General features: G+C 53.2%; 10 protein-coding genes. 2 read left to right on the forward strand and 8 right to left on the reverse strand.

Going from position 1 to position 12131, the window contains the following annotated elements; translation table 11 throughout:
* Nucleotides 1-9: 9 nt before the first annotated feature.
* The 8 genes from B3759_RS01590 to B3759_RS01625 form a co-directional block, all read right to left on the reverse strand.
* A complete protein-coding gene (locus B3759_RS01590) occupies nucleotides 10-1119 on the reverse strand; it encodes a sugar ABC transporter substrate-binding protein (RefSeq protein ID WP_291362981.1) in 1110 nt (369 codons plus the stop codon).
* A 169-nt stretch (nucleotides 1120-1288) separates the two neighbouring features.
* Complete coding sequence (locus tag B3759_RS01595; RefSeq protein ID WP_291362983.1) at nucleotides 1289-2341, reverse strand: aldo/keto reductase; 1053 nt, start codon at nucleotides 2339-2341, stop codon at nucleotides 1289-1291.
* 176 nt (nucleotides 2342-2517) lie between these two features.
* On the reverse strand, nucleotides 2518-3447 hold the full coding sequence (locus B3759_RS01600; RefSeq protein ID WP_291362985.1) for an electron transfer flavoprotein subunit alpha/FixB family protein: 930 nt from the start codon (nucleotides 3445-3447) through the stop codon (nucleotides 2518-2520).
* Complete coding sequence (locus B3759_RS01605; RefSeq protein WP_291362987.1) at nucleotides 3447-4208, reverse strand: electron transfer flavoprotein subunit beta/FixA family protein; 762 nt, start codon at nucleotides 4206-4208, stop codon at nucleotides 3447-3449. Before B3759_RS01605 ends, B3759_RS01600 begins: the two co-directional genes overlap by 1 nt.
* A gap of 15 nt (nucleotides 4209-4223) precedes the next feature.
* A complete protein-coding gene (locus B3759_RS01610) occupies nucleotides 4224-5081 on the reverse strand; it encodes a sugar phosphate isomerase/epimerase family protein (protein ID WP_291362989.1) in 858 nt (285 codons plus the stop codon).
* Between the two features lies 1 nt (nucleotide 5082).
* Nucleotides 5083-6231 carry a dihydrodipicolinate synthase family protein gene (locus B3759_RS01615; protein ID WP_291362991.1) on the reverse strand — a complete coding sequence of 383 codons (1149 nt, stop codon included), beginning with the start codon at nucleotides 6229-6231 and terminating at the stop codon, nucleotides 5083-5085.
* 8 nt (nucleotides 6232-6239) lie between these two features.
* Nucleotides 6240-7007, reverse strand: coding sequence for a 3-ketoacyl-ACP reductase (locus B3759_RS01620; protein WP_291362992.1), 768 nt, complete (start codon nucleotides 7005-7007; stop codon nucleotides 6240-6242).
* A complete protein-coding gene (locus B3759_RS01625) occupies nucleotides 7004-8146 on the reverse strand; it encodes an acyl-CoA dehydrogenase family protein (RefSeq protein ID WP_291362994.1) in 1143 nt (380 codons plus the stop codon). The genes B3759_RS01620 and B3759_RS01625 overlap by 4 nt, the downstream gene beginning before the upstream one ends.
* Before the next feature lie 671 nt (nucleotides 8147-8817).
* Here B3759_RS01625 and B3759_RS01630 point away from each other — a divergent pair.
* Complete coding sequence (locus tag B3759_RS01630) at nucleotides 8818-10317, forward strand: aldehyde dehydrogenase family protein (RefSeq protein WP_291362996.1); 1500 nt, start codon at nucleotides 8818-8820, stop codon at nucleotides 10315-10317.
* Entirely contained in the window at nucleotides 10314-11909 is a 1596-nt protein-coding gene (locus B3759_RS01635; RefSeq protein WP_291362998.1) for a GMC family oxidoreductase, read from the forward strand. The genes B3759_RS01630 and B3759_RS01635 overlap by 4 nt, the downstream gene beginning before the upstream one ends.
* Nucleotides 11910-12131 lie beyond the last annotated feature (222 nt).

Genomic DNA, 12131 nt, shown 5'->3' on the forward strand with positions numbered 1-12131 from the left:
AGTCTGTTTTTATTTGTACTGGATCTGACCGCCGGACAGCGCCCAGAAGTTTTTCCAATCGTATTTCGGGTTGGTATCTATGTATTTCGCCTTGAAATCGCGTGCATCTTTGGTGGTGACCAGTGTCGTCGGACCGTAAAATTCGCGATGTTCTTTTGGCTCCGCTGACGGTTTGAATACGCCCGTCGCTGCGTAATATGCGAGAGAGGCCGTAATGCCACCTGCCCAGTAAGGATTGGTGAAAACGGTTGCCAAAATCTTGCCTTTTGTAACGAGATCGACTGCCTGCGGATTGCCGTCATACGAAACGATCGGCATGTTTTCGATCCCTTCGGCGCGGAGGGCTTCGATAACACCATAGGCCATGGTGTCGCTGGCGCAGTGCACACCTTTGATGGCATCGTCGTAACGGGTGAGGAACCCGGACATGACCTGATTGGCTTTCTGCGTATCCCAGTCAGCGGCCTGTACGGCAAGCAGTTCAATATTCGGATAGGCTTTTAAAGCATTGCGAAATCCTGCAAGGCGTTCGATGGCCGGGTTATTCGAGCTGATACCTCCGAGATGAACTACGCCCCCTTTCCCACCCATGGCCTCGAACAGAACGCGAGCAGTCTGTTCGGATGGACCGACATCCGACCATGTCATGTGTGAGACATAGTGATCACCGAAATCCCAGGGATGCAGATCGTCGGTTTTATTCCAGATTGTCGAAGCGTAGGCTTGTGCTTTGCTGACAGCCTCGACGACGGGGCGGCAGTTCGGCATGTCGTTGGGATCGACTGCCAGCGCGACATTGCTGCCATAGCGGGACAAGAGGGATTGAATATCCGCCAGTGATTTTTCGCTGGACCCTTGGTTGATCAGATTGATGAGGGCGCTTTCGGGCTTTCCCAGACTCTGCACAAAGGCATTGCCTCCTGAAACGATCGCATTCCAGTAAGGATTGGTTCTGTCACGATAGCTCCATGCGATTTGCGTATCGGATGAGGCTGCTCTGGCCGCATGAGGTCTGATGGCGGACGTGACGGCTGCGCCGCACAGTCCATATGCTGACATCAGGAGCAGGTTTCGGCGGTTGATCGTCTGCTGCTCAATATATTTCCTGATGAACGACATGTTTGTCTCCTGGAGACATGAACTGGATACGTTTTACCGCTCGCACAGATTTTTGGCTTGTAGATGTATCGGACCAGATAGTTACCATTTTACCCGGAGAAACTGAGCGTAGTAAACGTATTGAGTGAAGTGATTGGAGTTTGATGATTTTACTGAAGACGTTTCTACGTCAGCCCGTCATGGCAGAGACAGAGTGCATGCTACTGCTATGGGGAACAGGCGCATCTTCACGCAGTAGACCACGACTTTTCAGATCAGCCCAAAAATCGTCCGGAATGGGGTAACGAAACCATTCGAGATTCTGTTCAAGTTGGGCGACATTTCTTGTGCCCGCACAGAATGTCGGGATGGCGGGATGCGCCACGACAAACTGAAGCGCGGCCGCAGGAAGCGGCACATTATGTTCCTGGCAGACAGTTTCTATAAGGGCGACACGCTCCATGACGTGCCGGGGCGCGGGTGCGTAGTTGTATCTGGCTTCCAGCGTGGCTCCCGTCGCGAGTATCCCGGAATTGAAACCGCCCCCAACAACGACGGCGACATTCTGTTTTTCGCAGAGCGGAAGAAACTGATCTAGAGCATCCTGCTCCAGCAACGTGTAACGTCCGGCGAGCAGGCAGCAGTCAAAATCCCGCTGACGGATGGCGTCATAACAGACTTCCCACTCATTCACGCCGACGCCGATCGCGCTGACAACCCCTTCATTCCGGAGACGCTCCAGAGCGCGCCAGCAGCCATCCATTGCTTGTCTGAAAACCTCCGGTTGGTTTTCTCCCTGCGTAAATCGGTCAATGTCATGAATAAAGAGGATATCAATGCGTTCCAGAGCGAGGCGTTGCAGAGAGTCTTCGAACGAACGCATGGTGCCATCATAACTGTAGTCAAACGTCATGGTATTGGGTGCTGCGTTGTTCCAGGGCGTGAAATCGATCTCCGATCGTTTGCCTGCACGCAGCACGCGCCCCACTTTCGACGAAACCACGAATTCATCACGCTTTTTCCAGCGCAGAGCCTGACCCAATCGCAGTTCCGCAAGACCGTGACCATACATAGGTGATGTGTCGTAGAAACGAATACCGGCATCCCATGCATGCCGGATCATGTCTCCTGCGACGTCTTCGTCCACTTCACGCATGAAGTTGCCAAGCGGCGCCGTGCCAAACGCGATGGCGGTTACATCCAGATTTGTCCGACCGAATTTACGCTTCTCATCAGGGTTCATAGCCTGTCATCCTGTTCTTGTGCCGCGTCATGTTTCGCGCGGCTTATTTTTACAGACGGCTTTATTCCCGGGATAAACTCCGCAACCCATGCTGGTGTTCCCAGAGCATTGGAAAATATCCGTTAATTATTTCGTGAGTTGCATCCTTGTTCAATCCATTCTGACGAAGGACCGGGTTAGAGTTTTGCTGTCAGTTCGGGGACGATTGAAAAAAGATCACCAACCAGAGCATAGTCCGCAACTCTGAAAATAGGCGCGTCTTCATCCTTGTTGATAGCAACAATAACTCTGGAATCCTTCATACCCGCAAGATGCTGAATGGCGCCTGAGATTCCGACAGCGAAATAGAGGTCCGGCGCCACGACCTTGCCGGTCTGACCAACCTGCCAGTCATTGGGAGCGTATCCGAGATCAACAGCGGCACGACTTGCCCCGACAGCCGCTCCCATCTTGTCAGCGAGTTTCACAATCGTTTCGAAATGCTCTTTCGACCCGAGCCCGCGTCCACCTGAAACAACCACCCGCGCGGAAGTAAGATCCGGACGCTCCGAAGCGACTGTGGTTTCTTCCACCCAAGATGAAAGCCCAGGATCGGTCACGGGCCGGGCTGTTTCCACCGGAGCTGTCCCGCCTTGACCGGCGGCCTTGAACACGGCGGTTCTGATGCTGAATACCTTGATGCGATCTGTGGAAGTAACGGTCTGGACGGCATTGCCTGCATAAATCGGGCGTTCGAATGTGTCAGCGCTTTCTATGGCCGTGACGTCTCCGATCATCATCACATCGAGCAGCGCCGCAACACGGGGAAGGATATTTCGGGAATATGCCGTGGCTGGTGTGGCAATATGCGTATAGCCGGACGCGAGAGAAAGAATGAGCGCCGCTGCAGGTTCTGCAAGGCCATGCGCCAATGTTTCGTCTTGAGCGACCAGCACTCGTGAAACACCTTCAAGTTGCGAAGCTTCGTTTGCAGCCCCGATGTCTTCTCCTGTCATGATCAGAATATCGATGCTGTCATTCAGCGGCGACAGGGCGGACAAGGCTTTTGCGACGGTATCGGTGGCCAGTTGTCCGTTATGGACTTCGGCGAGCAGTAGAACAGACATCAGAGGACTCCTGCTTCGTTTTTCAGTTTTTCCAACAGTTCATCGACTGAGGCGACACGCACGCCTGCAGAACGTCCGACCGGTTCGACTGTTCGAACCACTTTCAGTCGCGGGGCAATATCGATGCCCAGAGCCGCGAGCGGACGTTCTTCCAGAGGCTTTTTCTTTGCTTTCATGATGTTGGGCAGGGCGACATAACGCGGTTCGTTGAGGCGCAGATCGGCCGTCACAACGGCTGGCAGCTTTACACGGATGGTTTGCAGCCCGCCGTCAATTTCCCGCGTGACGAGAGCACCCCCATCCGCGATTTCGATGGCCGATGCGAAAGTAGCCTGTCCCCAACCGAGCAGACCCGCAAGCATCTGGCCTGTGGCGTTGGCATCATTATCAATGGCTTGTTTGCCAGCGATAATCAGATCAGGATTTTCATCTTTGACAATATGCACAAGTATCTTTGCGACGGACAAAGGCTCGATGTCCTGATTGACGTCCGTTGTAGCCTCTATGAGAATGGCGCGATCAGCCCCCATGGCGAGGGCGGTGCGGAGAGTGTCTTTTGCCTGCGGCATCCCTATGGAAACGACGACAATTTCGGAGACAACGCCTTTCTCCTTCAAACGCACGGCTTCCTCGACAGCGATTTCGTCAAACGGGTTCATGGACATTTTCACGCTGGTCAAGTCCGGACCCGATCCGTCCGGCTTCACCCGGACCTTGATGTTGTAATCAATCACACGTTTTACAGGAACAAGAACTTTCATGTTTCCCTCTGACATTCAACAGACGGTCCGGAAGCGGTCGATCATAACATCCAACACATCGACCGGATCGCGCTTCCACCAGTTATTTACGGAAAAGATTTCAACCTCGCAGGCACCACAATACCCCGCGTTTTCCACAGAGGCGCGAAGTGCCTGAATATCGGCCACGCCGTCACCCATCATGCCACGATCGAGAAGAACATCCCGCGTTTCGACAAGCCAGTCACACAGATGGAAACCGAAGATCCGATTGCCCGCGCGTTTCAGCTGTCGAGACAGATCCGTATCCCACCAGACATGATAAACATCGATTGCGACACCCAGATTGTCGGCGCTTATCCGGTCGCAGATATCCAGTGCGTCACGGGTAGTGGTGAGGCAGGAACGGTCGCCACCATAGACGGGATGTAATGGCTCCAGCGCCAGCCGGACATTCATTGTCGCGGCATAGGACGCAGCTTGCGCAACATAATCCGTGACCAGCCCGAGGCTTTCACTCACGCCCTTTGTGCCGAGCTGCACACCACCGACCACGATTGTCAGGATATCCCCACCAAGTTCAGCCGTCTGGTCAATAGCAAGGCGGAAATCGTCGGTAACATCCCTGCTCTGACGAGAAGCAAGGATACCTGTCAGAAATGGCGCACGGCACAGACCGATGACACTGACCCCGGCTGCGCGGGCGTATGCGCCGATTGCGGCAGGTCGATCCGCGATCTCTCTACGCCAGAAGACAATGCCCTTGATGCCGCGTTCGGCACAGGCGTCTATCGTCTGTTCGGGCGACCACCCTGCCCCTGCCCCGGTAACATTATGACCCAGTGTTGCAGTGTTCAGAGCAAGGGCGGACAGATCATTGCTGAAATCGCGCATTTCATGCTCCGTACAGAGCCAGAAGCGTGTTCATGCGCTGCACCGCGAGGTCGGGTTCGCGCAATAGACCGCAGCCATCCGCCAGTCTGAATATTTCGGTGAAATAGGGCAGCGGACGCAGAGCCTGAGCACCGTTGAGCATAATGAAATGGTTCTGAAACCCGTTCAGCCAGGCGAGAAAGACCACTCCGGTTTTGTAATACTGTGTCGGTGAACGAAAAATGACGCGCGCCAACGGCACAGTCGGATCAAGAATGGAACGGAACGCGGCGGTATCCCCTTCCCCCAGCTTGCGAACAGCCTGAGCAGCGGCGACGGCCAAAGGATCGAAAATCCCAAGCAGGGCATGGCTGAAACCCTGCGCATCACCCTGAATGAGTTCAGGATAATTGAAGTCATCTCCAGTATACATCCGCACACCTTCAGGCAGACGACGACGCAGGATAATTTCCTTGTCCTTATCAAGCAGAGAAATCTTGATGCCGTCGATGCGGGATCTGTTGTCTTCAATAATGCTCAGGACCGTTTCCAGCGCGCCATCGAAATCTTCCGTTCCCCAGTATCCTTTCAGGGCCGGGTCAAACATATCTCCAAGCCAGTGCAGGATGACCGGCTCGTCGCAGCTTTCCAGAACTCTGCGATAGACTTTTTTGTAGTCTTCAGGCGTTTTCGCGACCTGAACCAGCGCGCGGCTGGCCATCAGGATCAGTCGTCCGCCTGCCGCCTGGATTGCATCGGCCTGCTCAAGGTAAGCTTGGATGACCTGATCGACCGATGTCACATCGCGCGGATCGAGCTGATCGGTTCCGCAGCCATTTCCGACCAGCGCATCCGGCAACTCGGCTTTTGTGCGGCGGATCAGTTCGAGCGAACGCGACCAGTTGAGTCCCATGCCGCGCTGCGCCGTGTCCATGGCTTCGGCGATGCCCAACCCGAGCCCGGCGAGATAACGACGGAATTCCAGTGTTTTTTCCCAGTCGATAGCTGCCTGTCCCGAAGGATCTGTTGCGGCGAACGGATCAGCCACGACATGGGCGGCGGAGTAGACAATCCGCACAGGATCGGATGGTAGAGGCATGGGAGGAAGCGGCGTTCCGGTCAGAAGGTAATCCACCTTCCGTCCGGTTTCATCAGGCAGAGCGATTTTCATGGCGGTTCTCAGAAACGGGGCACAAGCATTCCGGCGTCTGCCGAAATGACCTGTCCGGTCGTGTAAGGAAGCTGACCGCCGGCCAAAGCGGCGATGATGGAGCCCATGTCTTCCGGCGTGCCCACACGCGGAAAAAGAGTAAGGCCGTCGGCGGAGCGCTGGCGATACATTTCGATGACGGGTGCGGTCATATCCGTAGCGATCAGGCCCGGCTGCACGTCATAAACAGCAATATTCTCGGGGCCGAGCCGGACCGCGAGGGCTTTTGACACCATCGCGGCGGCGGCTTTCGAAGCGCAGTATTCGGATCTCTGCACAGCCACGGCCGTTGCGTTGGACGACGTAACATTGACTATGGAATAAAACAGACCGACTTCCCGTTTCGCGGCCAGAAGACGACGTGCAAAGACCTGAGACAGGAAGAACAGCGCACGGGCGTTGATGGTCTGGCAACGGTCCCAACTGACTTCCGTGACATCCAGAAGATCGCCTCGCTGAAGCACACCGACACCGGCATTATTGACAAGCGTGGTGAGCGTGCCGATCCGGTCTTCGATAAAGGCAAGTGTATCAGCATGACGTCGGGTATCGCTGACATCGAACGGCGCGGCTACGACGGGAACATCATAGGCCTGTATCCGCCTGACGGCAGTGCGCAGTTCCTCGTCTTCCGCCGGACCGTTGATCGCAATCGCGAAACCGGCCTTTGCGAGCGCTTCCGCGGCGGCGAAGCCTATGCCGCGCGAAGAGCCGGTTACGAGCGCCGCCTGTCTCATGTGCGGGCACCTTTTTTAAGAAGTTCCCGCGCTATGATCATACGCTGGATTTGATTTGTTCCTTCGTAAATCTGCGTAATTTTTGCATCACGATAAAGGCGCTCGACCTCGAAACCACGAATATAGCCGGACCCTCCAAACACCTGAACGGCATCAGCCGTACGGGCCACGGCCATGTCACCAGCAAAACACTTGGCCATGGAACAGGAACGTGTCGCATCCTGTCCCCTGTCGATTTTGTCCGCTGCGGAATGCACAAGGAGACGCGCCGCCTCAATGTCTTTCGCCATATCGGCCAGAAGCCACTGCACGCCCTGGAATTCGGAAATATGTTTACCAAACTGCTTGCGGGTGCCTGCGTAATCGACAGCGGCTTCAAGTCCAGCCTGCGCGATGCCAACAGCAAGTGCGGCGATGCCGACACGGCCCTTGTCGAGCACACTCATCATCGTATGGAACCCGCGGCCAGCCTGTCCGAGAAGCGCGTCAGGACCCAAGCGAACATCAGTGAAGTTGAGACCACCGACCTGACTGGCCCGCTGGCCCATCTTATGTTCCTTGGGGCCGCGATCGACACCGTTCGCGTGCAGATCTACGATGAAAATCGACATACCCCGGTTTCCGGCTTCCTTGTCCGTCCGGGCAAGGACGAAACCGGTATCGGCGACTGGCGCATTGTGAATCCACAATTTTCCGCCATTCAGAACCCACCCTTCACCATCCTTTTCGGCAGTGGTGCGTATTCCTGAAACGTCGGTCCCCGCTTCCGCCTCGGTGATGCAGTAGGCCACCTTGCGCCGCATACTGATGACTTCCGGCAGCATTTTCTGCTGGACCGGTGTGCCGTGGCGCACGAGAAGCGTGGAGATCAACTCAACCAGACCGCACTGATCCGCCACACTGGCGTAGCCGCGCGACAACTCCTCCATGACCACAGCATAGGTCAGAGTGTCGAATCCGGGACCACCCAGCTCTTCCGGAACGCCGATCCCAAAAAGACCGACTTTTGCCATTTCCTCATATATTTCAGACGGAAAACGCTCTTCGCGGTCCAGCGCCTCGGCGGCCGGGCGGATGACTTCATCCGCGAAAGACCGGGCTGTGTCGCGCACCTGTTCCTGTGTCTCGTTCAGATACATTCCGGCAATTCCTGCTCTTATATGCACTATCTGGTTACATACCTTCTCCAGTTAGCAGGAGCAAGCGAAAAACAAGAGTTGTTTTTGAATCCTCTTATTATTTTCGGGCGATTATGATCACAGGAGAGTGTACGAGACTTATTCTTTTCACGAATTCCACCATCAAATGACCAATTCTGATGATCGAATCACTCCATATCACCGACTCTATGAACCGCCGCTTTTTCTGGCGGCATAAATCACGAAAATATGAATTACTCCTTTTGAACTGACGTTCTATCTGTGACGTAACCAGATGGTGCATCTGGATGATGTCGTTCTAAAAATACGTGCCGTCAGAAAACGAAGAGCACAAACAAAAAAAAACAGGACGTCGACCAATGGTCAGTATCGGGCGGTCGCGCCGTGTGCCACACGCATATCGGCGTTTCAATGTATTCCGTAAAGAAACAGAGGCTTTCCGAGGTCGCGTCTGCGCTTAATCTTGCGCTTCCTGAAGTGACGCTGAATTATGATCATCGTTACATCCATAATTCAATGAAACGACCCGATCTTTATTTCGTTTATGAAGTTCAGGCGCATTTCACCTACCTCAGGAAGCGTCATTACTTACCATCAGATCACAGAACCGTCCGGGAGATACCCGGATCAGAAATACGGAGAGGCCATCCATGCAGGAGATGACATACGGGATTACGTTACCGGAAACACCGCGCGAATTCGGTTTTTTTATCAATGGTGAATGGCGTGGTAGCCGGGAACTGTATGAACGTGACTCCCCCAGCCATGGTGTACCGGTGACACTCACGTCCCGTTGCACACCTGATGATGTCAATGATGCTGTCGCAGCTGCCCGTCTCGCTTTTGACGATCGTCGCTGGGCGGGGCTACCCGGAGGCACCCGCGCAGGAGTCCTGTTGCGGACAGCAGAAGGCATTCGTCAGCGCCGCGAAGAAATTGCCCGATGGGAAGTTTTGGAAAACGGCAAACCGATTTCACAGGCACGGGGAGAAATCGATCACTGCATTGCCTGTTTTGAAACGGCAGCAGGTGCGGCGCGGCTTCTTCATGGTGACAGCTTTAACAATCTTGGCGACAACCTGTTCGGGATGGTGCTGCGTGAACCAATTGGCGTGGTCGGGCTGATTACACCGTGGAACTTTCCTTTTCTTATTTTGTGTGAGCGGGTGCCGTTCATTCTGGCTTCCGGCTGCACGTTGGTTGTCAAGCCTGCGGAAGTTACAAGCGCCACTACACTGATTCTAGCTGACATTCTAGCCGAAGCGGGTCTTCCAGCTGGTGTTTATAACGTGGTGACCGGTACGGGACGCACGATTGGACAGGCGCTCACGGAGCACCCCGATATCGATATGCTGTCATTTACCGGTTCGACCGCCGTTGGACGTTCCTGTGTTCATGCATCTGGCGACAGCAATCTCAAGAAACTTGGACTGGAACTTGGTGGCAAAAATCCGATCATCGTCTTTGCGGATGCAGATCTGGAGGACGCCGCCGATGCTGCCGCTTTCGGAATCAGTTTCAATACGGGCCAGTGCTGTGTCTCTTCCAGCCGTCTCATTGTGGAACGATCGGTCGCGGAGGAATTCGAAACAATTCTTGCAAATAAAATGAAAAAGATTCGCGTCGGTGACCCGTTCGATCCTGAAACGCAAGTCGGAGCGATCACCACGACCAGCCAGAACGAGACGATCCTGAACTATATTGCAAAAGGCAAGGAGGAAGGGGCAAAGATCCTGACTGGCGGTGAGGTACTGGACTGCGGGAATGGCCGCTACATTGCTCCCACGCTGTTTTCGGGCGTGAAGTCATCCATGGCGATTGCGCGTGAGGAAATCTTCGGCCCCGTTCTCTCATCTTTTCACTTTGATAGTCTCGACGAGGCAATTTCACTTGCCAATGACACGGTTTACGGACTGGCAGCATCTGTCTGGTCAAAAAATATCGATAAGGCGTTGACTGTGACGCGACGGGTGCGTGCCGGACGATTCTGGGTCAATACCATTATGGCCGGAGGCCCTGAGACACCAACCGGCGGCTTCAAACAGTCCGGCTGGGGCCGTGAGACGGGCATTCTGGGTGTGGAAGAATATACCCAGGCAAAATCCGTGCACATTGAAACCGGCGGCCGTTCACACTGGATTGCATCATGAAGCAGGGTTTCGATTACATCATCGTGGGTGGTGGTTCAGCTGGATGTGTTTTGGCTGCTCATCTTTCCGAAAATCCAGACGCACGGGTGTGCCTGATTGAAGCGGGGAAAAAAGACACCAATCCGCTCATTCATATGCCGATCGGGTTTGCAAAGATGACGACAGGTCCTTTGACATGGGGATTAACGACCGCACCTCAGAAATATGCCAACAACCGTGAGATTCCTTACGTTCAGGCAAAAGTTCTGGGAGGCGGGTCTTCAATCAATGCCGAGGTTTTTACCAGAGGGCATCCTTCGGATTATGATCGATGGGCAGATGAAGGTGCTGACGGTTGGGCATTCAAGGATATCAAGAAATATCTTTTGCGTTCTGAGGGAAATACATTCCTTGCTGGCTCATGGCATGGCACGGATGGTCCACTGGGAATTTCCAACCTGTCCACACCGAGTTCAGTCAGTCGGGCCTTTGTGCAGAGCTGTCAGGAACTAGGCATGCCTTACAATCCCGATTTTAACGGACCTGTTCAGGAAGGTACCGGCATTTATCAGATGACGATCAAGGATAACCGTCGATGCTCAACGGCACAAGGTTATCTAAAACCCGCTCTGAAACGAGATAATCTACGTGTTATTACAAATGCTCAGGTTCTGCGTATCCTCTTTACAGGCTCTCGTGCAATCGGTGTTGAATTCGCAGTCGAGGGTAAAACATATGCCGTGCAGGCGGATCAAGAAGTTATCGTAACATCCGGTGCCATCGGAACACCAAAACTTCTTATGTTGTCGGGCGTAGGACCTGCTACGCATTTGCGGGAACGCGGTATTGACGTAATTCATGATCTTCCTGGAGTTGGTGAGAATTTACAAGATCATTTCGGAATCGACATTGTTGCAGAATTAAAAAATCATGACAGTTTCAATAAATACAACAAACTTCCATGGATGTTCTGGGCTGGGCTACAATATGCCATGTTCAATTCTGGACCCGTAGCATCGAATGTGGTTGAAGCGGGGGCCTTCTGGTATTCAGACAAAAAAGTATCTAACCCTGACTTGCAGTTTCATTTTCTGGCTGGAGCCGGTGCGGAAGCTGGAGTTTGCTCTGTTCCAAAAGGCGTTTCGGGTATTACCCTGAACAGTTACACGTTGCGTCCGAAATCACGAGGGACAGTCAAACTGAAATCTTCAGATCCGGCTGACAAACCGATTGTCGATCCGAATTTCCTCGCTCATCCGGATGATCTCCGTATTTCGTGCGAAGGCATCAAGCTGAGCCTTGATATTTTCAGACAGCATTCTCTTGGAAAATATATTGATAAAATAAGTTTCTTTGAAGAAAACAATCCTGACATAGAAACGTTTCAGAACTATGCACGCCAACATGGTCGGACATCGTATCATCCGACCTGCACGTGTAAAATGGGACGGGACAGTATGTCTGTCGTTGATCCGGAACTGCGCGTTCATGGCCTGGATGGCATCCGTATCTGCGATAGTTCGGTTATGCCATCTATTATTGGTTCCAATACAAATGCACCAACAATCATGATTGCAGAACGGGGATCTGATCTTATTCGTGGAAATGCATAAAACATACACTACTACCCTTATTAAAAATGGAATGTGTCCTTGTTAAAAGTCAGTTGACACATTCCACAATTACTACCTAACAAATGATTGTATCATTCATGGGAAAATATAATCGCATTTATTTTCTCAACAATAACTCTTGCCCCACAATCTTAAAAAGACCGTTTTGATATAAATATGGTTGCTATTGCCCAACTATACCGCCTTCAAATCACCTCAACA

This window comes from Acetobacter sp. UBA5411, from assembly GCF_002409645.1.
Lineage (GTDB): Bacteria > Pseudomonadota > Alphaproteobacteria > Acetobacterales > Acetobacteraceae > Acetobacter.